This is a genomic window from Streptomyces sp. NPDC048484 (assembly GCF_040651415.1).
Taxonomy (GTDB): domain Bacteria; phylum Actinomycetota; class Actinomycetes; order Streptomycetales; family Streptomycetaceae; genus Streptomyces.
In genome coordinates this window covers 31178-51751 of record NZ_JBEZJY010000004.1, presented here as the reverse complement: position 1 = coordinate 51751, position 20574 = coordinate 31178, and the positions used below count along the sequence as shown (strand labels likewise).

At 70.5% G+C, this 20574-nt stretch carries 19 protein-coding genes; 8 read left to right on the top strand and 11 right to left on the bottom strand.

Annotated features, from left to right (window positions below):
- Window positions 1-128 precede the first annotated feature (128 nt).
- Complete coding sequence (locus AB0D14_RS04940) at window positions 129-803, bottom strand: histidine phosphatase family protein (RefSeq protein ID WP_362774794.1); 675 nt, start codon at window positions 801-803, stop codon at window positions 129-131.
- The gene (gene hemL, locus AB0D14_RS04935; protein ID WP_362774791.1) at window positions 800-2119 is read right to left on the bottom strand and encodes a glutamate-1-semialdehyde 2,1-aminomutase; all 1320 of its coding nucleotides are present in this window, start codon (window positions 2117-2119) and stop codon (window positions 800-802) included. The genes AB0D14_RS04940 and hemL overlap by 4 nt, the downstream gene beginning before the upstream one ends.
- A gap of 137 nt (window positions 2120-2256) precedes the next feature.
- Between hemL and AB0D14_RS04930 the strand changes: the two genes are divergently transcribed.
- Window positions 2257-2919 (top strand): hypothetical protein, encoded by a 663-nt coding sequence (locus AB0D14_RS04930; protein ID WP_362774788.1) that lies wholly within the window; start codon window positions 2257-2259, stop codon window positions 2917-2919.
- A 200-nt stretch (window positions 2920-3119) separates the two neighbouring features.
- Here AB0D14_RS04930 and AB0D14_RS04925 read toward each other — a convergent pair whose 3' ends face one another.
- From AB0D14_RS04925 to AB0D14_RS04905, 5 genes are all read right to left on the bottom strand, one after another.
- Window positions 3120-4019, bottom strand: a complete 900-nt coding sequence (locus tag AB0D14_RS04925; protein ID WP_362774785.1) for a hypothetical protein — start codon at window positions 4017-4019, stop codon at window positions 3120-3122.
- Between the two features lie 475 nt (window positions 4020-4494).
- Window positions 4495-5805 (bottom strand): FtsX-like permease family protein, encoded by a 1311-nt coding sequence (locus AB0D14_RS04920; protein ID WP_362775351.1) that lies wholly within the window; start codon window positions 5803-5805, stop codon window positions 4495-4497.
- Between the two features lie 14 nt (window positions 5806-5819).
- Window positions 5820-6635, bottom strand: coding sequence for an ABC transporter ATP-binding protein (locus AB0D14_RS04915; protein WP_362775350.1), 816 nt, complete (start codon window positions 6633-6635; stop codon window positions 5820-5822).
- A 112-nt stretch (window positions 6636-6747) separates the two neighbouring features.
- Complete coding sequence (locus tag AB0D14_RS04910; RefSeq protein WP_362774782.1) at window positions 6748-8190, bottom strand: HAMP domain-containing sensor histidine kinase; 1443 nt, start codon at window positions 8188-8190, stop codon at window positions 6748-6750.
- Window positions 8191-8898, bottom strand: a complete 708-nt coding sequence (locus AB0D14_RS04905) for a response regulator transcription factor (RefSeq protein ID WP_362774779.1) — start codon at window positions 8896-8898, stop codon at window positions 8191-8193.
- Between the two features lie 319 nt (window positions 8899-9217).
- On the opposite strand from AB0D14_RS04905, the gene AB0D14_RS04900 reads away from it, so the two are divergent.
- Complete coding sequence (locus tag AB0D14_RS04900) at window positions 9218-10528, top strand: glycosyltransferase family 4 protein (RefSeq protein WP_362774776.1); 1311 nt, start codon at window positions 9218-9220, stop codon at window positions 10526-10528.
- Window positions 10529-10648: 120 nt separating this feature from the next.
- Here AB0D14_RS04900 and AB0D14_RS04895 read toward each other — a convergent pair whose 3' ends face one another.
- Complete coding sequence (locus AB0D14_RS04895) at window positions 10649-11464, bottom strand: CE1759 family FMN reductase (protein ID WP_362774773.1); 816 nt, start codon at window positions 11462-11464, stop codon at window positions 10649-10651.
- Window positions 11461-12600, bottom strand: coding sequence for an LLM class flavin-dependent oxidoreductase (locus AB0D14_RS04890; protein WP_362774770.1), 1140 nt, complete (start codon window positions 12598-12600; stop codon window positions 11461-11463). The genes AB0D14_RS04895 and AB0D14_RS04890 overlap by 4 nt, the downstream gene beginning before the upstream one ends.
- 176 nt (window positions 12601-12776) lie before the next feature.
- On the opposite strand from AB0D14_RS04890, the gene AB0D14_RS04885 reads away from it, so the two are divergent.
- On the top strand, window positions 12777-13610 hold the full coding sequence (locus tag AB0D14_RS04885; protein WP_362774766.1) for a helix-turn-helix domain-containing protein: 834 nt from the start codon (window positions 12777-12779) through the stop codon (window positions 13608-13610).
- A 31-nt stretch (window positions 13611-13641) separates the two neighbouring features.
- On the opposite strand, the gene AB0D14_RS04880 is transcribed toward AB0D14_RS04885, so the two are convergent.
- Complete coding sequence (locus AB0D14_RS04880; RefSeq protein ID WP_362774763.1) at window positions 13642-14130, bottom strand: hypothetical protein; 489 nt, start codon at window positions 14128-14130, stop codon at window positions 13642-13644.
- Window positions 14131-14401: 271 nt separating this feature from the next.
- On the opposite strand from AB0D14_RS04880, the gene AB0D14_RS04875 reads away from it, so the two are divergent.
- Both AB0D14_RS04875 and AB0D14_RS04870 read left to right on the top strand, forming a co-directional pair.
- Window positions 14402-15193, top strand: coding sequence for an SDR family NAD(P)-dependent oxidoreductase (locus AB0D14_RS04875; RefSeq protein ID WP_362774760.1), 792 nt, complete (start codon window positions 14402-14404; stop codon window positions 15191-15193).
- Window positions 15193-15366 carry a hypothetical protein gene (locus AB0D14_RS04870; RefSeq protein ID WP_362774757.1) on the top strand — a complete coding sequence of 58 codons (174 nt, stop codon included), beginning with the start codon at window positions 15193-15195 and terminating at the stop codon, window positions 15364-15366. The genes AB0D14_RS04875 and AB0D14_RS04870 overlap by 1 nt, the downstream gene beginning before the upstream one ends.
- A 200-nt stretch (window positions 15367-15566) precedes the next feature.
- On the opposite strand, the gene AB0D14_RS04865 is transcribed toward AB0D14_RS04870, so the two are convergent.
- Window positions 15567-16760, bottom strand: coding sequence for an RtcB family protein (locus AB0D14_RS04865; RefSeq protein WP_362774754.1), 1194 nt, complete (start codon window positions 16758-16760; stop codon window positions 15567-15569).
- 206 nt (window positions 16761-16966) lie between these two features.
- Between AB0D14_RS04865 and AB0D14_RS04860 the strand changes: the two genes are divergently transcribed.
- The 3 genes from AB0D14_RS04860 (at window position 16967) to AB0D14_RS04850 (ending at window position 20554) form a co-directional block, all read left to right on the top strand.
- Window positions 16967-17869, top strand: coding sequence for a DUF3558 domain-containing protein (locus tag AB0D14_RS04860; protein WP_362774751.1), 903 nt, complete (start codon window positions 16967-16969; stop codon window positions 17867-17869).
- A gap of 150 nt (window positions 17870-18019) precedes the next feature.
- On the top strand, window positions 18020-18955 hold the full coding sequence (locus AB0D14_RS04855; protein ID WP_362774748.1) for a DUF3558 domain-containing protein: 936 nt from the start codon (window positions 18020-18022) through the stop codon (window positions 18953-18955).
- Window positions 18956-19183: 228 nt separating this feature from the next.
- On the top strand, window positions 19184-20554 hold the full coding sequence (locus AB0D14_RS04850) for a DUF2637 domain-containing protein (protein WP_362774745.1): 1371 nt from the start codon (window positions 19184-19186) through the stop codon (window positions 20552-20554).
- Window positions 20555-20574: the final 20 nt, after the last annotated feature.

The window sequence follows — 20574 nt, the reverse complement described above, 5'->3', positions numbered from 1 at the left end:
GATATTTCGGCGACTAATCGATGATGAATCTGTGACAGACACCACGGAACTGATCGCCCCGAATATCCGTCCCCGTAAGACACTCCGCCGCCGGCCGGATCAACCCGACCCGGCCGGCCTCGCGGCTATTACGCCCCGAACGCCTTGGACTTACCCTTCACCGGCTTGGCCCCCGCGAGGAGGTGCACCGGCACAAGATCCCGCGCGGGCTCGGTGTAACCGACGGACACGATCTTGTCGCCCTGGTACGTGAACGTCGTCAGGGAGGCCAGCGTGCACTGCCGCTTGCGCGGGTCGTGCCACAGCCGCCGCCGCTCCACGAAGGACCGCAGCATCCAGATGGGCAGCTGATGGCTGACACACACGGCCTCGTGCCCCCGCGCGGCGTCCCGCGCCGTGTCCAGCGCCCCCATCATCCGTACGACCTGCTCCAGGTACGGCTCGCCCCAGGACGGCTTGAACGGGTTGACGAGGTGCTTCCAGTTCTCGGGCCTGCGCAGCGCCCCGTCCCCGACCCCGAAGGCCTTGCCCTGGAAGACGTTCTCGGCCTCGATCAGCCGGGCGTCGGTCGCGAGGTCCAGACCGTGCGTCCCGGCGATCGGCGCGGCCGTCTCCCGGGCCCGCTCCAGCGGGGAGGAGACGACGTGCGTGATGTCCCGGGGGGCGAGGTGCCCGGCGACCCGCTCGGCCATCCGCCGCCCCAGTTCGGACAGGTGGTAGCCGGGCAGCCGCCCGTAGAGCAGTCCGTCCGGATTGGCGACCTCCCCGTGCCGCATCACGTGTACGACGGTGATGTCACTCATGCTGCCGTGGCCTCCGCTGCTGCCCGTGCCGCCGCCGGGAGGGCGTCGGCGATCCGCTGTACCGCCTGCTCGTCGTGCGCCGTCGACACGAACCAGGACTCGAACGAGGACGGCGGCAGGTAGACGCCCTGCGCCAGCATCGAGTGGAAGAAGGCGTTGAAGCGGTACGACTCCTGCGTCTTCGCGTCCTCGTAGTTGCGTACCTCTGCCCCGGTGAAGAAGACGGAGAACATGTTGGACGCGTTCTGCAGTCGGTGCACCACACCTTCCTTGGTGAGGGCGTCCGTGACGAGCGTACGGATCTGCTCGGACACCGCGTCGACCTTGGCGTACGCGGCGTCGTCGAGCAGCCGCAGCTGGGCGAGGCCCGCGGCGGTGGCGACCGGGTTCCCGGACAGCGTGCCGGCCTGGTAGACGGGGCCCACGGGCGCGAGGTGCGCCATCACGTCCCTGCGCCCGCCGAAGGCCGCGGCCGGGAAGCCACCGCCCATGACCTTGCCGAAGGTCATGAGGTCGGGCTCGACGCCGTCGATCCCGTACCAGCCGGCCCTGCTCGTCCGGAAGCCGGTCATGACCTCGTCGGAGATGTACAGGGCGCCGTCCGCGGCGCAGGCGTCCTTGAGTCCCTGGTTGAAGCCGGGTCCTGGCGGCACGACGCCCATGTTGCCGGGCGAGGCCTCGGTGATCACACAGGCGATCTCACCGGGATGCGCGCGGAAGGCCTCCCGTACGGCATCGAGGTCGTTGTACGGCAGGACGATGGTGTCCTGGGCCTGGGCGCCGGTGACACCCGGGGTGTCGGGAAGCGCGAAGGTGGCGACGCCACTCCCGGCGGCGGCCAGCAGGGCGTCCACATGCCCGTGGTAACAGCCGGCGAACTTCACGACCTTGGCGCGCCCGGTGAACCCGCGCGCGAGACGGATGGCGGACATGGTCGCCTCGGTGCCGCTGGACACGAGACGGACCTGCTCGACCGGCTCGACGCGGGCGACGATCTCCTCGGCAAGCGCGACCTCGCCCTCCCCCGGCGTACCGAAGGAGGTGCCTCTGGACACGGCCGCCTGAACCGCCGAGATCACCTCGGGGTGGGAATGGCCGAGGATCATCGGCCCCCAGGAACAAACGAGGTCCACATATTCCCTCCCGTCGGCATCCGTCAGGTATGGACCGTTACCGGACACCATGAACCGGGGCGTACCGCCCACGGCGCGGAACGCGCGGACGGGAGAGTTCACGCCGCCGGGCGTCACGGCCGCCGCACGGTCGTAGAGAGTCTGCGAAACTGGCACTTCGTACGGGTAGCTCACACGAACCATGGTGTCAGAGGCTGCGAAGATCCTGCGGACAGGTGTTTCAGCGCACGTTTCGGCGTGCGGCCGTGGGGGAGGTCACTGTCACGATGATCGGGTTGCGTGGCGGGGGTCGCGCGCCCTAAAAGCAGTCGGGTGGAGATATGCATCGCGGTGGCGGACTGGGCGAAGGGACCGATGACCTCGGTCCTCGGCGTGCCCGGCAGGGGAAGCACCGGCGCGAGGCGGAAGCAGCCGAGGCACGGCACACACAGGGATCGCAGGGCGAACCTGAGCGGATCGAGCCGTCCGCGCGTATGGACGGTATGGACTACACGGACCGCGGGGCAGACCAGCTCAGGCCAGGAAGCAGCGGGAATGGTGGCCGGGTGGGGGTGACCTACAAATACTTCGGGGCACCGGACGGCGCGACCGCCGCCCGCGTCCCGATCTCCATGCGCCCGGAGGAACTGGGCGGCGACGAGCTCGGTATGAACGGCATGTTCACGAAGATCAAGCCGGAGACGATGGCCGCGATGGTCCTCACCGGCATCGAGGGCATACCCCTGCACAAGGTGCCCCCGCTCGAACTCGTCGTCCTCCACCCCGACTACGCCGTCGTGCGGCTCCCCATGACCGTCGTCGACCCGCTCCGCGGCATAGGCGAGGAGGCCGTGGGCGCGGCCGCCTTCATCTGGTCGACGGTCCCGGACCGCGGCGGCCCCCGTGACGCGTACAACGTCTACCAACTGCTGCACGAGTGGCAGGACTTCAGCCACCGACTGCACGAGGCGGGGCACCAGCCGTACTGCCTGGTGTGGCCCTGAGCTTGGGTTTCACTGGTATCGGGCGGGGTCTTCGGGCCTCGCCCTTTTCAGTGCCGGAGAGGGCGCCGTCATCAGAGGCCGTTATGCGAAGTTCAAGCCGGACGTCACGGCTCCGCCTCCCATGCGGCACGGAAGGTGCTGTACGGGAGGCGGAGCCGCAGGTGTGCGCTATGGCACGGGAATGATCCCGTGCCGGTCCGTCACGCGCGGCGCGAGCGACGTGCGCGGGAGGCCGCGTACAAAGCCCCGGCACCCAGGGCGATCACCACAGCGGCGCCACCAGCGATCGGGCCGACCGGCGTGCCGGCCCCCGTCTCCGCCAGCGGCGGCGTGCTGTCGCTGGGCGTCGGCTTCGGAGTGGTGGGCGGCTTCGACGACAGCGGCGGCACGTCCGGCGTCGTGGGAGGCGTCGTGGAAGGCTTGGGAGTGGTCGGCGGAGTCGTCTCCTCCGCGGGCGGCTTGCTGCCTTCGGGAGTCGACGGGGTCGGCTCCGGCTTGGACGGCGTCGGGGTGGGCGAGTCCGGCGGGCCGTCGGCACACGCCTTCTCGCCGCCGTTCCACGCCGCTATGAGGTGGTACGGAGTGTTGACACCCTCGGGCTGGTAAGGGGCGGGGCCGTGCCCCTCCCCCGTCTTGCCGTCATAGGCGATGTCGTCGCCGTACAGGTCGATCTGGCCGAAGCAGTCCGGCTGCTTGACGGTCAGCTTCTGCCAGGTCCGCTTCGCGTCGTCGTCGCCGGCCACGTCTGCGGCGGCAAGGTAGACGGTGGCCTTGTCCACCATGGTCTGACGACCGGAGGTCTGCCAGTTCGACCCCTCGGTGGTGTATTCGGCGAGGGAGACCGGGTACTTGCAGCCGTCCCCGACCTTCTCTCCGGGGGCCAGCCGGACCTCGACGGACCCGGGGACGGTGTCCCAGGAACGGAATCCGCCCTGCGAGGTCCAGTCCGCGCCCACGACACCTCCGTCGGCGCCGACGATGCGGTACTGGACGGTGGCCGACTGGCACGCCCCGCCGGGCGTGGCGCTTGCGACGCCCGCTCCGAAGACGGGCACGGCGGCGACTGCGAGGAACGCGGATGCTGCGAGGACAGCCGACATTCTGGGTTGTTGCGAACGCGACAAGGTGAACCTCTGTGGATAGAGCCGTGTGGGAGGTGGCTGAGCGCGCCTGACCAACGCGGGGGACGCAACGAAGGCGTGCGCGACCGAGTCATTTGCGCCACTTCGCTCGCTTCAGACACAGCGGAGCGAAGCGATCCGAATTCTTGTCCCCTTTCACAACTCCCGTCAATCTTTCACGAGTTCGCCACGCTTCGAATTGATCACGACCGCCGGTTCTCCGGCCGAAGAGAGACGATGCGCGGGGTTGGCCCCAGAGTTCCCTGCCGGCCCACGCCCGACAGCGGACCCGCGTCCAGGGGCGCGGGGAACGGCGCAGTCTTTTACCTTTAGGGGCGCGGGGAACTGCGCGACCAGCCACAGCGCACCCGCACCCGTCAACACACCTGAGGCACCCCAAAAAGGGCCATGGGCAACCGCCCGAAGCGATCACCCACGCCCACTGACGAAAACCTCAAGCGGCCAGCGCCACCGCCCTGATCGCCGGCGCCCGCAGCACCCGCCACGCGGTGAGAAGGCTCGTGCCCAGCGTCACCGCCGCGGCCACCGCCACGATCCCGAACCAGATGCCCAGCCCCTGGTCGGGCAGGGCCGCGTCCGTGCGGACCATCGTGAAGGGGATGATCCCGGCGAGCCCGGCCGCCGTACCGAAGAAGACGCCCGTGGCCGTCAGGACGAGGGACTCGATGCCGATCATGCCGAGGACCTGACGCGGAGTCGCCCCCGCGAGGCGTTGCTGGCCGAACTCCTTGCGGCGGTAGGCCGTCGCCGCGTAGAGGGAGTTGATCAGCATGATGCAGGAGAAGACCACGATGATGCCGACGACCGTGAGGTTGAGGGTTTCGAGGTTCTTCGCGTCGACGGACTTGGGAACACCCGTGGCGTCGATGGCGTCGTTCTCGACGGCCTGGATGTAGAGGGTCGCCGTGGCCAGACCGGTGAAGAGGATCAACGGCATGAGGACACCGGACAGTTGGGCGGCCTGCACCCGCAGGGTGCGTACGGCGAGGTAGCCGCTCGGGCCCGTCAGGGGCAGCCGGCCGAGCAGGGCCTTCAGCAACTTCGGCGACAGGAGCGCGAAGCCGACCGCGAGCAGGATCGAGCCGTACGCGGCCGGTGCCATCAGCGCTTCGTAGGTCGGGGAGAAGGCGAAGGTGGAGCCGACCGACAGAACGCCGAGAGCCAGGGCGGCCAGCACGAGGAACGTGCGTCCCCTGCCCCGGGGCCGGCTCCGCCGCGTGGCCCGGCGCACCGCGAGGAACGCCGCGCCCGCCGCGGCGAGCACCGTGATGTCGAGGCCCGAGTACAGGGCGATGGGGCCGAAGGTGTAGTCGACGGACTCGGCGACCTGTCCGCTGTCCTTGAAGACGCCGAGCAGGGCCCGCCCGCCGAGCATCGCGGGGCCGATGGCGAGCAGCGCGCCCACCAGGGCGACGGCCACCGACTCCCCGACGATCATGCGTTTGATCTGTGCGGGTGTGGCACCGGAGCAGCGCAACAGCTCGATCTCCGAGGAGCGTTGGCACACGTTCACCGTCAGGGTGGAAGCGACGGCGAAGAACACCAGGAGGGTGCCGTAGCCGCCGACGACGCCGGCCGAGGTGGACAGGGTCTCCGCGCTGACGGAGTCGACGCCCCGCGCGCCGGCCGTGTCGTGCATCGAGTTGAACGTCATGATGATCGCCGCGCCCAGGAAGGCGGACAGCAGTGTCGCGGCGAAGCGCCCGGGGCGCTGCCGTACGGAACGCACCGCCAGGGTGAGCATCGTGAACATCGCGCTCACGCCCCCGCCATCACGTCGTCGCCGAGGTGCGCGAGGCGCTCCGCCACCGCGTCCGCGGTCGGCCGGCGCATCTCGCCCGCGAGCCGGCCGTCCGCGAGGAACAGCACCGAGTCGGCGTACGAGGCCGCGACCGGGTCGTGGGTCACCATGACGACGGTACGGCCGTGGACGCGTACCGCGTCCTGGAGGAGCCGCAGGACGTCCCGCGCGCTGCGGGTGTCCAGGGCGCCGGTCGGTTCGTCCGCGAAGATCACGCTCGGCTCGGTCACCAGGGCGCGGGCGATGGCGACGCGCTGGCGCTGGCCGCCGGAGAGCTGGTCGGGCCGGTGGCCGAGGCGGTCGCCGAGGCCGACGGCGGTGAGGATCTCCCGCACCCGGTCCCGGTTCACGCGGCGCCGGGCGAGCTTCAGCGGCAGGATCGTGTTCTGCGCCACGGTGAGCGTGTCCAGCAGGTTGTACTGCTGGAAGACGAAGCCGATCCGGTTGCGCCGGAACTTCGTCAGCTCGGCCTCGGTGCCGCCGGTCATCTCCGCGCCGTCCACCGTCACGATGCCGCTGTCGGGCCGGTCGAGCCCCGCCGCGCACTGCAGCAGCGTGGACTTGCCGGAGCCCGAGGGTCCCATCACCGCGGTGAAGGTGCCGCTCGCCAGGCTGAACGTCACCTCGTCCAGCGCCCGTACGGCACTGTCGTCGCTGCCGTCCTGGCTCCCGTAGGTCTTGCTGACCTTGACCAGCCGCAGAGCCGTCCCGGCGGGGCCCGTGCCGTGGGCGTGGCCAAGGTCGTGACTACGTCGATCGGTTCGGCGAAACATTGTCATCAGCCTCCGTCGGGCACGGTCCGCGCCCCGCTGTCGGGCACTGCCTGTGCCCTGTGAAAGACGCTACGGAGAAGACGGGGCGGGCACATTGGGCGCAGAACCCGTATCAGGAGGTGTACTCAGCGACACCCCCGCTGCCCGGCCGGCCCCCGACGACCGCGACGACCGTGAACCCGGTCACCGAACCGCCGCCCTCCCGGCGCCTGGCGAACGGCTCTCCCCCGTGGGCGGCCGCCACCTCCCGGACGATCGACAGGCCGAGCCCGGAACCGGGCAGGCTCCGGGCATCCGCCGCGCGGTAGAAGCGGTCGAAGACCCGGTCGAGGTCCTCCTGGGCGATGCCGGGCCCGCGGTCAAGGACCTCGACGCGGACGGTGTCCCCGGCGCGCGTCACGACCAGCTCGATCGGCTCGCTCCCGCCCCGGTCGAACTTCGCCGCGTTGTCCACCAGGTTGGACACGGCCCGCTGCAACCCCGTGGGCCGCCCGTCGGTCTCCGTGTCGCCGGACACCCTTACCGTGACGGTCCGTCCCGTGCGCCGGCGTGCCGCCACCGCCACGTCGTCCGCGATGTCGGCAAGGGCCACCCGCCGCGGTGGCTCGGTGTCGGAGCGGCCGGCCGCCAGCGCGACCAGCTCGTTCACCAGGTCGGTGAGTTCGCGGGACTCCTGGGCGAGGTCGACGACCAGTTCCTCGCGGGCGGCGGGCGGGAGTTCGTCGATACGGCGGAGCATCGAGATGTTCGTGCGCAGCGAGGTCAGGGGCGTACGCAGCTCGTGGCCCGCGTCCTGGACGAGGCGCCGCTGGTCGTCCTCGGACTGGGCGAGACGGCCCAGCATGCGGTCGAAGGAACGGCCGAGCCGCGCCACCTCGTCATAGCCGGCGACCGGCACCTGGATGCTCAGGCGCCCGGTGCGCGCCACGTCCTCGGCGGCCCCGGCGAGCCGCACCAGGCGCGAGGTGATGCGCCGGGCCAGCCACCACCCGAAGAGACCCGCGGCGATCACCACGGCGGCCACCAGCAGCACGGTCCGCTGCTGGAGGTCGCGCAGCAGGTCCTCCGTGCCGCTGAACTCCTGCGCCACCTGTACGGCGCCCCGGCCGCCGCCGAGCGAGACGGTCGCGACGCGGTAGACGTCGTCGCCGACGTCGACGTCCCGGTGCTCCACCAGCCGCCCGGCCGTCTGCCCCGCCGCGATCGGACGGTCGTCGGCGTCCACGGGCAGCGGCGGGTGGCCCCGGTCGACGACCGACCCGCCCGGCCCCAGGATCTGCACGACCGTGCCGCTCGGCCGGACGAGTTCGTCGCGCGGGCCGCCGTCGGCGTCGGCGGTGGCGAAGTCACCGGGCGACAGGGGGGTACGGCGCACCTCGTCGAGCAGGTCCTGTACGACGCCCTCGAACACGGTCTGCTGGTCCACGCGCACGAGCCGGGCGGCCGCGTCGTACGACAGGAAGCCGACGAGGACGGTGACGGCCGCCGCCACGGCCGCGAACGACACCGTGAAGCTGGTCCGCAGAGTCCGCAGCGAGGACAGCCGCGGTCGCACTCAGTCCTCCCTCAGCACGTATCCCACGCCCCGCACCGTATGGATCGGCGAAGGAACACCCGGCTCGTCGAGCTTGCGCCGCAGGTAGCCGACGTACACGGCGAGGTTCTTGGAGCCGGGCCCGAAGTCGTATCCCCAGATGCGGTCGTAGATCGTGGTGTGGTCGAGGACGATGCCGGCGTTGCGGACGAGCAGTTCCAGCAGGTCGAACTCGGTGCGGGTCAATTCGATCTCCCGCGGGCCCCGCCAGACCCGGCGGGCCTGCGGGTCGATGCGCAGACCCGCGGCGGCGATCTGGCCATCGGGTGTGCGCTGCGGTTCGCTGGGTACGTCGTCGGGAGCGACCGTACGCCGCAGCAGCGCCCGGAGCCGGGCGAAGACCTCCTCGACGTCGAAAGGTTTGACCACATAGTCGTCGGCGCCGGCGTCCAGGCCTGCGATGCGATCCGCGGTCTCGACGAGCGCGGTGAGTATCAGGATGGGTGTTCGGTTGCCCTCGGCGCGCAGGACGCGACAGACCTGGAGGCCGTCGATGCCGGGCATCATCACGTCGAGAACGAGCACGTCGGGAGGGTTCCGGTGGGCCTGGGCGAGCGCCTGGACACCGTCGGCGACCGCCGTGACCGCGTATCCCTCCAGGGTCAGGGCCCGCTCCAGGGCATGGCGGATCGCACGGTCGTCCTCGGCGAGCAGCAGATTCTGGGGCACGGGACCAGTCTGCCAAGCCCTTTTCTACGTAGTACCTGATGAAGAGGGGGTACGGCCGGGCCTCTTACCCGGCTCTCACCCTGCCGGGACCGGTGGCTTACCTCGCCCAGCCACTGTTTCCCTCGTGCCGGGGGCGAGCGCCACGACGGGGAGGGCCACGCACCGCATGGAGCGCACGGGACGCACGGAGCATACGGAACGTACGGGACACACGGGGCGCACGGAGCCTATGGGGGCCACGGGGCCTACGGAACGCACAAATGGCGAGGGGACCGCGAAGCGAATGAACCGTATGAGCCGTATGGGTCGCATGAGCCGTATGGGTCGTAGGGACCGCACGGGACGCACCGGCCGCACGAAGGTCGTCTTCCTACTGCACAACGCGTACGCCATAGGGGGGACCGTCCGCACGACGCTCAACCTCGCGGCGGCGCTCGCCGACCGGCACGACGTGGAGATCGTATCGATGCGGCGGCACCGGGACGAGCCGCGGTTCACCGTCGACCCGCGGCTCTCGATCGTGCCGCTGGTGGACGAACGGGACGGCAGCGAGGACCTCGCGAACCCCGACTACGCCCTGCCGGCCACGGACTTCCCCAGCTCCGACAAGCGGTACGCGCAGTACACCCGGCTCACCGATCTGCGGGCCCGTGACTACCTCACGGTCTGCGACGCCGACGTCGTGATCGGCACCCGGCCCGGCATCAACGTCTACGTGTCCCTCTTCGCACCGCGCCGGGCCCTGCGGATCGCCCAGGAGCACCTGCGGCACGATTCGCACACCAAGCGGCTGCGGGGCGTGCTGGCCCGGCACTACCGCCGGCTGGACGCGGTGGTGACGACGACGGAGGCGGACGCGGAGGTGTACCGGCAGCGGATGACACTGCCGGGGGTCCGGGTCGCGGCGGTGCCGAACATCGTGCCGGCGCCCGAGGGCATCACCCGCGACGCGACGACGAAGGTGGTGGCGGCGGCGGGCCGGTTGGTCCCCGGCAAACGCTTCGACCTGCTGATAGAGGCCTTCTCCGCGGTCGCGTCGAAGGAGCCCGACTGGCAGCTCCGGATCTACGGCGGCGGCCCCCGGCGCGACCACCTCCAGGACCTCGTGGACGGTCTGGGCCTGGCGGCACATGTACGGCTCATGGGGCCGCGCACACCGATCGAGGCGGAGTTCGCCAAGTCGGCGCTGGTGGTCTCGGCCTCGGACGCGGAGTCGTTCGGGATGACACTGGTCGAGGCGATGCGCTGCGGGGTCCCGGTGATCAGCACGGACTGCCCGCTCGGGCCCGCCGAGATCATCACCGAGGGCGTCGACGGCCGGCTGGTCCCCGTGGGCGACTCCCGCGCGCTGGCCGAGGCGATGCACGACCTGATCACGGACGAGCCGCTGCGCCGGGCGATGGGCGAGGCCGCGCTGGCGAGCTCCCACCGCTACGACGCCGAACCGATCTTGGAGCGCTACGAGAACCTCTTCGCCGAGCTCACGTCGACCCGGGGCCGCCGCGCCTGGGCCCGGGGCCGCGTCCGCGTGGCCGGCTGGGCCCGCCGCCAGGTCCGGAGGGCACGCCGCGCGCTGCCGGGCCGCCCACAGGTCAACGGCACGAAGACGGCGGGGCCAGCGGGGCCCTGAGGGGCCCGAGCCCCGCCAGGGGCGCGGGGAACCGCGCGACCGGCCGCCCCCACCGGCCCGCACCGGCCCGCAGCCGAACTCGAGCCCCCGGGCCGCCTTCGGCGCGCCTCCTCGCCGCTACTACTCGCCCCGCAACGCGGCAAGTTGCTCCGCGAAGGGGACTACGTCGAAGCCGCCGACCCGGATGGCCTCGGCCCGTCGCGCCGCAGGTACGGGTGCGGGTGCGGTCGCAGCGGACGAGGCCGCAGGCTGAGCCGCATCAGGACGCACCGCGCCAGGGTGCGCCATGCCGGGATGCGCCGTGTCGGGGCCCGCCGAGCCAGGATGCCACGCGGGCTCTCCCGCGGGCGCGGGTTCATCGGCCACAGCGTGCACGGCGTGCACCACAGCCTGCCCGCGCCCCACCGCAGGTGCAGCTGCGCCCATCAGCGCGACCAGCTCCCCCGCCGCCCGCTCGATCCGTTCGGCGAGACCCTCCGCGCCCCAGTCCTCCGAGGCCGCGTAGACGCCGGTCGGTACGACCACCGCCCGCAGGTACGCGAACAGCGGTCGCAACGCGTGCTCCAGGACCAGCGAGTGCCGCGCCGACCCGCCGGTCGCGGCGACCAGCACGGGCTTCCCGGCCAACGCGTCGCGGTCCAGGACGTCGAAGAACGACTTGAACAGCCCGCTGTACGAGGCGGAGAAGACGGGCGTGACGACGATCAGGCCGTCCGCCGACGCCACCGCGTCCAGGGCGGCAGCGAGCGCGGGCCCGGGGAACCCGGTGGTGAGGTGGTGCGCGATCTCGACCGCGAGGCCGCGCAGCTCCACCACCTCGACCTCGGCCGGGGCCGCCACGGGGACCCGCCCCACGACGGTCGCCGCGAGCCGGTCACCCAGCAGCCGTGTGGACGACGGCACACTCAGCCCCGCCGAGACGACGACGAGCTTCATGACGCGGTCACCTCCTCGTCGGAACCGGTGCCAGTGCCAGTGCCGGTGCCGGCACCGGCGGTCGCGGCGGCTGCGGCGACCCGCGCCGCGTGCGTCGGCGCCTCCGGCACCCCGGCGGGGCGCCCCTTGGCGAACTCCTCGCGCAGGACGGGCACGACCTCCTCGCCCAGCAGGTCGATCTGCTCCAGCACGGCCTTCAACGGCAGCCCGGCGTGGTCCACGAGGAACAACTGCCGCTGGTAGTCACCCGCGTAGTCCCGGAAGGCCAGCGTCTTCTCGATCACCTGCTCCGGCGAACCGACCGTGAGCGGCGTCTGCTCGGTGAACTCCTCCAGCGACGGACCGTGCCCGTACACCGGCGCGTTGTCGAAGTACGGCCTGAACTCCCGCACCGCGTCCTGCGAGTTGCGCCGCATGAACACCTGGCCGCCGAGGCCGACGATCGCCTGCTCCGGCGTGCCGTGCCCGTAGTGCGCGTACCTCGACCGGTACAGCTCGACCATCTGCTTGGTGTGGTCGGCCGGCCAGAAGATGTTGTTGTGGAAGAACCCGTCCCCGTAGTACGCGGCCTGCTCGGCGATCTCCGGCGAGCGGATCGAGCCGTGCCAGACGAACGGCGGCACGCCGTCCAGCGGCCGCGGCGTGGCGGTGAACGACTGCAGCGGCGTACGGAACTTGCCCTCCCAGGTCACCACGTCCTCGCGCCACAGGCGGTACAGCAGGGCGTAGTTCTCGACGGCGAGGTTGATGCCCTGCCGGATGTCCTTCCCGAACCAGGGGTAGACCGGGCCGGTGTTGCCGCGCCCCATCATCAGGTCCACGCGCCCGTCCGCGAGGTGCTGGAGCATCGCGAAGTCCTCGGCGATCTTCACCGGGTCGTTGGTGGTGATGAGGGTGGTCGAGGTGGAGAGGATGAGGTTCTCGGTGCGCGCGGCGACCCAGCCGAGCATGGTGGTCGGCGACGACGGCACGAACGGCGGGTTGTGGTGCTCCCCGGTCGCGAAGACGTCGAGCCCGACCTCCTCGGCCTTCTGGGCGATGGCGACCATGGCCTTGATCCGCTCATGCTCGGACGGGGTCCGGCCCGTGGTGGGGTCCGGCGTGACGTCGCCGACGGTGAAGATCCCGAACTGCATGACTGCCTCATCCTCCGCAGGTTTGTTTACGATTCAACTATACCCGCAAACGGGTCCCGCCCCCGGACTATTCCCCCACTCCCCCGTACCCCCTGCTCCCCCGCCTGCCCTTCCCCTCCCGACTCTCCCGACTCTCCCGGAGCCCGATTGTCAGTGCCCCGCCCTACGATCCGAAGATGGCCGCCCCACGCCGCGACACCAGAGGCATCGTCGACGCCCCGGAGCTCTTCTCGCACGTCCGCTTCCGCCGCCGCGAGCCCGCCGCACCGCTGCGCCCGTACCTGGAGCACTACTGGCTGATCGACTGGGACCTGCCCGAGCCGTACGCGACCCACGTCGTCCCGCATCCCTCGGTGAACGTGGTCTTCCAGCGGTACACGGCCCAGGACGCCGATCCGGCACGGGATCCGCCCGGCTCCGCGGAGATCTCGGGCATCAGCCTGGAGCTCTTCACGAAGAAGCTGGAGGGCCGGGGCCGGGTCTGCGGAATCCAGTTCCGGCCGGGAGGCTTCCGCCCCTTCGCGCCCCGGCGCCCGGTGTCGGACTGGACGGGCAGGCGCCTCCCGCTGACCGACGCCATCCCCGCCACGCAGGACGACATCGAGGCGGTGCTCACCCCGGCCGACGAGGACGCCCGGGTGGCCGCGCTCGACACGTTCCTGCTCGGCCTCGCCCCGGCCCCCGACCCCCGGGCCGACCAGGCGATGGCCCTGGCCGACCGCATCCGCACCGACCGCACGATCCGCCGCGTGGCCGACCTCGCCGACGAGCAGGGCATGACCGTACGTGCGCTGCAGCGCCTCTTCTCCGCGTACGTGGGCGTGGGCCCCAAGTGGACCATCCTCCGGTACCGCATCCACGAGGCCCTGGAGCACGCCGAGTCCGCCCCGGCCGTCGACTGGTCCACCCTCGCCGCCGACCTCGGGTACGCGGACCAGGCCCACCTGATCCGGGATTTCACCGCCACGGTGGGGGTACCGCCTACGGCGTACACCCGATCCACCCACTGACCCAGCCCCGTCAGGGGCGCGCCTGCACCGCCTAGAACGCGTAGCCGTCCCCGGTGTCCAGCACCAGCACCTCCTGCCGGTCGTTGCGATGGTTGCGGTCCACCGCACCGCCGCCCCACACCGTGTCGATGCCCAGCGTGACCTCCGACGGCTTGCCCTTCAGCCGCACCGCCATGGTCAGCATCCGGCCCCGGCCGTTCGCCGACAGCGCCCCTGTCTGGCACAGCACCGTCCGCGCCTCCGCCCGGGTGCATTCGGCCGGCAACTGCTGCTCGTCCGCGAGCGGCACCGACCAGCGCAGCCGCACCGTCGCGTCCGTGACGCCGACGGGGCCGTGGTTCTGCGGGGTCATCCGCAGAACCATCTGCCTGCCGTTCATCCACAGATGCCCGTGAAAGGCGAGATCGGCCTCGGGCGCCGCCGCCACGGCGGCCGGAGCCGCGACCGTCGCGACGGTCGCGACAGCCGTCGCAGCCGCAGCCGCTGCTGCCGCCGCCCTCAGCTCACAAAGAATTCGCATCTGTCATGTCCTCCGCGTCGGCCCATGTGTGGCTTCTTCCCTGACCCGTAGGTCAACGGATGTATGCCACCCCCGCCGCCCGGCAGACGCCGCCCATCAGGTGAGACAACGCCGTGCTCCACGTCACCAACGACGGACCGACGACGGCACCACGACGGCACCGACAACCAGACCCCCCGCCCGCCTATCCTGGCCGGTGAAGCAATCGACCGTACGAGCGAGCAGCGGCCGCAGGCCGCCGCACCCGCCACCTCCCCCGAGGAGCAGCCCCATGACCGCCGCATCCGCCGCACCCGCCGCGCCCGCCACCGCGTCCCGTATCGCCGTCGTCACCGGCGCGAGCAGCGGAATCGGTGCCGCGACGGCCCGGCAGCTGGCGGCCGCGGGCTACCGGGTGGTCCTCACCGCCCGCCGCAAGGACCGTATCGAGGCGCTCGCGGAGGAGATCACCGCGGCGGGCGGCCAGGCGACGGCGTACACGCTGGACGTCACCGACCGCGCGGCGGTCGACGAGTTCGCGACGGCCTTCAAGAAGATCGGCGTCCTGATCAACAACGCGGGCGGCGCGCTCGGGGCCGACCCGGTCGCGTCCAGCGACCCAGCGGAGTGGCGCCAGATGTACGAGACGAACGTCATCGGCACGCTCAACGTCACCCAGGCCCTCCTGCCCGCGCTGACCTCGTCCGGCGACGGCACGGTGGTCGTCGTCTCCTCGACGGCGGGACACGGCACCTACGAGGGCGGCGGCGGTTACGTGGCCGCCAAGCACGCCGAGCACGTCCTCGCCGAGACTCTCCGCCTGGAGATCGTCGGCACGCCGGTCCGGGTCATCGAGATCGCCCCCGGCATGGTCAGGACCGACGAGTTCGCGCTGACCCGCTTCGGCGGCGACACCGAGAAGGCCGCGAAGGTCTACGCCGGGGTGGCGGAGCCCCTCACCGCCGAGGACGTCGCCGAGACGATCATCTGGACGGTCACCCGCCCCTCCCACGTCAACATCGACCTCGTCGTCGTACGCCCCCGGGCCCAGGCCTCCAACACGAAGGTCCACAGGGAGTTGTAGTGCCGGACGCCGACCACTCGGCCCAGGAACCACCCGCCCGGGAACAGGAACAACGCCGCCTGGCCCAGGAGAAGAAGGACCAACGGTACGTCTGGTGGTACCTCGCGTACTTCCTCTTCGGCATCCACCTCGTGGCGTTCGTGATGATCTACGCGGCGATGCACGCGAAGTAGCCCCGCTGAACCGGCGCTACGACCGGCATCGCGCCTGTGCCGCTAGGCGAAGAAGCTCGAAGAAGGTCGAAGAAGCTCGAAGAAGGTCACAGGCGCCGCTGGAATGAGCACGAGGACAAGTGACCAAGCCCCAGTAATTCAGTGATCGAGTGGCCGTCGGGCCCCGAGCTGGTTCAGCTCGGGGCCCGACACGCATCCGCTCAACCCTTGACGCAGACAACCTGCTTCAGCTTCGCCACGACCTCGACCAAGTCCCGCTGCTGGTCGATGACCTGCTCGATCGGCTTGTACGCGGCCGGGATCTCGTCCACGACACCGGAGTCCTTGCGGCACTCCACACCCCGCGTCTGCTCCTCCAGATCCTTCGTCGAGAAGCGACGCTTGGCCGCACTGCGGCTCATACGACGCCCCGCGCCGTGCGAGGCCGAGTTGAAGGCCTTCTCGTTGCCGAGGCCCTTCACGATGTACGAGCCCGTGCCCATCGAGCCCGGAATGATGCCGTACTCGCCGGAGCCCGCGCGAATGGCGCCCTTGCGGGTGACGAGGAGATCCATCCCCTCGTACCGCTCCTCCGCCACATAGTTGTGGTGAGCACTGATCTCGGCCTCGAAGGTCGGCTTCGCCTTCTTGAACTCCTTGCGGATCACGTCCTTCAGGAGCGCCATCATGAGTGTGCGGTTGTACTTCGCGTACTCCTGCGCCCAGAACAGGTCGTTGCGGTATGCCGCCATCTGCGGGGTGTCCGCGACGAAGACGGCGAGATCGCGGTCGATCAGGCCCTGGTTGTGCGGAAGCTTCTGAGCGATGCCGATGTGGTGATCGGCCAGTTCCTTGCCGATGTTCCGGGACCCGGAATGCAGCATGAGCCAGACCGAACCGTCCTCACTCAGACAGACTTCGACGAAGTGATTGCCCGAGCCAAGCGTTCCCATCTGCTTCGTGGCACGCTCCTGGCGGAATTTCACTGATTCGGCGACCCCGTCGAACCGTCCCCAGAAGTCGTCCCACCCTCCGGTGGCAAGCCCGTGAAGCCGCCCCGGTTCGACCGGGCTGTCGTGCATCCCGCGCCCCACCGGAATCGCCTGCTCCACCTTCGAGCGGAGTCGGGAGAGGTCCCCCGGGAGGTCGTTGGCCGTCAGGGACGTCCTGACCGCGGACATGCCGCAGCCGATGTCCACCCCGACCGCCGCCGGGCACACCGCGCCCCGCATCGCGATGACCGATCCGACCGTCGCGCCCTTCCCGTAGTGCACGTCCGGCATGACGGCCAGGCCCTTGATCCAGGGCAGCGTGGCGACGTTCCGGAGCTGCTGCATCGCGCCGTCGTCCACCGACGCCGGATCCGCCCACATACGGATCGGAACCTTCGCCCCCGGCACTTCCACGTACGACATATCGCCCTCATTCCCCCGCAAAACCAACAGAAGTCTTAAATCGCAAAACCGGCGCCAAGGACAACGTTTGGGACAACGGACCGGCATCCACGGCAGTGCGTGCGATACACATTGTCTCCAGGACCCGCCCCCGCGGGGCAACCGAATAACCACAGGACACCCTGGTCGCGAGCACAGTCGAGCGACCCGTCGAGAGGAGCCCCACCGTGCAGCGGAAGGCGTACGTACCCGGCGTCGCCGCGCTTCTCGCGGCGCTGCTGGCCGGCTGCACCGGCGGATCGCCGGACGGTGGTGGCGAGGACGACCCGAAGCCGGGCGACACGGCGACGACGGCCGCCGCACAGCCCGGCAGGTACCGCACGCTCCCCGAGCCCTGCGCCGCGGTGTCGCCCGACACCCTGGACTCCCTGCTGCCGGGCATCGAGCAGCTGACAGACGAGGAGCAGCGCGAGAAGGCGTACGAGGGCACGGCGACGGTCACGTACGACACGGACCGGAAGGTTGGCTGCCGCTGGAAGGCGGAGTCGGGGACCGCGACGGACCATCTGCTGGTGGATTTCGAGCGGGTGGTCTCGTACGACAACGCGGTGAGCGACGACGACCGCGCGACCGAGATCTACACGAAGAAGGAGGAGGCGGCGGACATTCCGGAACCGGTCGCGTCGTCATCCGACGCAGCCGATTCGCCCGATACATCTGATTCGCCCGATGCGTCTGGTGCACCGGAGTCGCCGGAGTCGTCCGCGTCCGGTTCGACCCCGAGTTCCGGTGCGTCCGGTGCGTCCGGTGCGTCCGGTGCGTCCGGTGCGTCCGGCGACGCGGGCGGTGCCCCGTCCACAAGCTCCTCCGCCGGTGGCGCCCCCGGTTCCACACCGACCGCCCTCCAGCCCCGCACACTCGACAGCCTGGGCAACGCGGCGTTCCTCGACGACGCGCTGAACGCCTCGAAGCAGCGGTCGGTGACTGTGGTGTTCCGCACGTCCAACGTGTTGGTGACGATCCAGTACGACGAGCAGCCGGCGACCACCACGGACGTCCCGAGCAGCGAGGAAATGCAGGACAGGGCACGGAAGCTGGCGGGTCAGCTCGCCGAGACGTTCAGCGATTAGGGTCGTTCGGCGGGGGTTTCGGCCTCGGCGGAACCTGAGCCGCACCTGTCCCGTTCGGCGTACCGTGGCTCCCCGGACACGCGACCGAGTGCGGCCGGCGAAGAACGCGGCCGTCCGCACGCACACCCGAGCGTCTTGAGTGAAGGAACCATGCACCGATCCGTACAGCGACACCGTCAGCGACTCACCCGCATCCTGGTCGGGGCGGCCGCCGTCCCGGTGATGCTCGTCGCCTCCGGCTGCTCCTCGGACTCCGGCGACGGCTCCGGCTCCGGCGACGACGCGAAGAAGGACTCCGGCGCCTCGGCATCGTCCTCCACCACGAAGGCGGGCTCGGCGGTGAAGGAGGCGGCGTACGCGAAGCTGCCCGAGCCGTGCAAGGTCTTCTCGTCGAAGACGTTGAAGGAGCTGGTGCCCGAGGGCGCCAAGTCCAACAAGGAAGGCAAGTCGGACGACATCGCCACGCGCGGCAACTGCTCCTGGGACAGCCTGGACAACAAGGGCGTGAAGGGCTCGCAGTTCCGCTGGCTGAACGTGTCGCTGCTGCGCTTCGAGTCGGACCAGACCCGTGGCACGGGCGAGAAGCTGGCCTCGGAGTACTACGCGAAGCACGCCGAGGACGCGCGTTCGGTGGAGGACGCGAAGGAAGTCAAGTCGGAGCCGGTGTCCGGGACGGGCAACGAGGCGACGCTGGTGACGTACGACCTGAAGAAGAAGGAAGGCACCTTCAAGCAGCAGACGCTCGTGACGCGGGTCGAGAACGTCGTCGTGACGGTCGACTACAACGGCGCGGGCCTGGCGGGTGACGCATCCCCCAAGGCCGCCGATCTGTCGAAGGCGGCGCAGAAGGCCGCCGAGGAGGCCGTGCAGGCCGTCGTGACCGCGAACGAGGCCGGCGACGGTGCCGGGGCCGGTTCGAGCTCCGGCGCGACCCCGGGCAAGAGCCCGAGCAAGAGCCCGAGCGCCGGCGCCAGCAAGGGTTCCGGCAAGGGTTCGGACCTCGGCAAGGATGCCGACGACAGCGCGAGCCCCGGCAAGTCGGCCACCAAATCGGCCGGCAAGGCCGCCACCAAGGCGGCAAGCTAGTGCCGCGGCACTAGTCCGCCGGCATCGGCCGTCGTGAAGGACTGACGCGGGCCCGAATCCGGGGACGCGGTGTCCAGTTCGGCTGCCGTCCCACTCGCAGCCCGACCAGGACATTTGGAGGAGCCCGGCCCCCACGGAGGCCGGGCTCGACCCGTACCGGGCATCCGGACCCCGTACACATGTGCCACTCTGTTGCGCGCAACAGGTCGTAACGGGAGGGGAGTACGGGTGGCCGCGCCTATCGAGCTCACCAAGACGCACAAGATCCTCATCGGAGTGGTCGTCTTCGGAGCGGTCGTCATCGCAGCTATCGGCTTCGCCGGTTCCTACGCGGCGGTACGCGAACTCGCCCTGGAGAAGGGCTTCGGCAACTTCAGCTACGTGTTCCCGATCGGCATCGACGCGGGTATATGCGTCCTGCTCTCGCTCGACCTGCTCCTCACCTGGATCAGGATTCCGTTCCCGCTGCTGCGGCAGACGGCGTGGCTGCTGACGGCGGCGACGATCGCGTTCAACGGCGCGGCCGCCTGGCCGGACCCGCTCGGCGTGGGCATGCACTCGGTCATCCCGATCCTGTTCGTGGTCTCCGTGGAGGCGGCCCGGCACGCCGTCGGCCGGATGGCCGACATCACGGCCGACAAGCACATGGAGGGCGTTCGCCTCACCCGTTGGCTGCTCTCCCCATTCCCCACGTTCCTGCTGTGGCGCAGGATGAAGCTGTGGGAGCTGCGCTCGTACGAGCAGGTCATCAAGCTGGAGCAGGAACGTCTCGTCTACCAGGCGCGGTTGCGCTCCCGCTTCGGCCGCGGCTGGCGTCGCAAGGCCCCGGTGGAGTCCTTGATGCCGCTTCGGCTGGCCCGCTACGGCGTGCCGCTGGCGGAGACGGCGCCTTCCGGTCTGGCGGCGGCGGGCATCGAGCCCGCGCTGCTGCCCCCGGCACCGCAGCCCGCCCTGGAGCCGGCCGACACGGCCGCGGGCGGTCGCACCCCCGTGACAGCACCCGCCGTACAGAACGACGCGGCACCTGCCCGGGGGCGGCGTCCGGCTCCCGAGGGCGACGAACCCCCCGAGCAGCCGGATCACGTCGAGCCGCAGAATCCGTGGCTCCACGCCCGGCACCCCCAGTCCATCGCGTACCAGGGCGGCTACGACCCGACGTACGACCCGGAGGACGCGTACACCCAGTGGTACTCGGAGCAGCAGCAGGCCGAGGATTTCGAGGCACAGCAGCAGTTCCAGGACCAGCGGCGGTTCCAGGACCGGCGGCAGTTCGAGCAGGAGACCTTCCCGCAGCAGTACGAGGAGCCGTCGGCCCCCGCCCCGGAGCCCTCTCCGGAGGACACCGGTACCTTCCCGATCCCATCCGGCCCGGGCCGTACCCGTGAGCTGGGTGCGGGTGGTGGCACGGAGCCGACCGAGGAGGACTACTACCTGGTCTTCAAGAAGTCGATAGACGGCAGCTACCCGACCTCGGGCCAGTTCAGGGGCGACGTGGAAGCCACGTACGGCATCAAGCTTCCGCAGCGCGAGGCCGACCGGATGGTCATTCGCTTCACCAACCGCCACACGGCGGTACTTCAGGAGGACCACATCGCGTAGGAAGCAGGCGCCCACGCGGC

Coding starts and splice junctions, on each gene's coding strand:
- AB0D14_RS04865 (WP_362774754.1), bottom strand. CDS start 16,760: ATGTCGTACGTGGAAGTGCCGGGGGCGAAGGTTCCGATCCGTATGTGG.
- AB0D14_RS04930 (WP_362774788.1), top strand. CDS start 2,257: ATGCATCGCGGTGGCGGACTGGGCGAAGGGACCGATGACCTCGGTCCT.
- AB0D14_RS04890 (WP_362774770.1), bottom strand. CDS start 12,600: ATGCAGTTCGGGATCTTCACCGTCGGCGACGTCACGCCGGACCCCACC.
- AB0D14_RS04925 (WP_362774785.1), bottom strand. CDS start 4,019: ATGTCGGCTGTCCTCGCAGCATCCGCGTTCCTCGCAGTCGCCGCCGTG.
- AB0D14_RS04875 (WP_362774760.1), top strand. CDS start 14,402: ATGACCGCCGCATCCGCCGCACCCGCCGCGCCCGCCACCGCGTCCCGT.
- AB0D14_RS04880 (WP_362774763.1), bottom strand. CDS start 14,130: ATGCGAATTCTTTGTGAGCTGAGGGCGGCGGCAGCAGCGGCTGCGGCT.
- AB0D14_RS04895 (WP_362774773.1), bottom strand. CDS start 11,464: ATGAAGCTCGTCGTCGTCTCGGCGGGGCTGAGTGTGCCGTCGTCCACA.
- AB0D14_RS04940 (WP_362774794.1), bottom strand. CDS start 803: ATGAGTGACATCACCGTCGTACACGTGATGCGGCACGGGGAGGTCGCC.
- AB0D14_RS04920 (WP_362775351.1), bottom strand. CDS start 5,805: ATGCTCACCCTGGCGGTGCGTTCCGTACGGCAGCGCCCCGGGCGCTTC.
- AB0D14_RS04915 (WP_362775350.1), bottom strand. CDS start 6,635: ATGTTTCGCCGAACCGATCGACGTAGTCACGACCTTGGCCACGCCCAC.
- AB0D14_RS04855 (WP_362774748.1), top strand. CDS start 18,020: ATGCACCGATCCGTACAGCGACACCGTCAGCGACTCACCCGCATCCTG.
- AB0D14_RS04900 (WP_362774776.1), top strand. CDS start 9,218: ATGGGTCGTAGGGACCGCACGGGACGCACCGGCCGCACGAAGGTCGTC.
- hemL (WP_362774791.1), bottom strand. CDS start 2,119: ATGGTTCGTGTGAGCTACCCGTACGAAGTGCCAGTTTCGCAGACTCTC.
- AB0D14_RS04885 (WP_362774766.1), top strand. CDS start 12,777: ATGGCCGCCCCACGCCGCGACACCAGAGGCATCGTCGACGCCCCGGAG.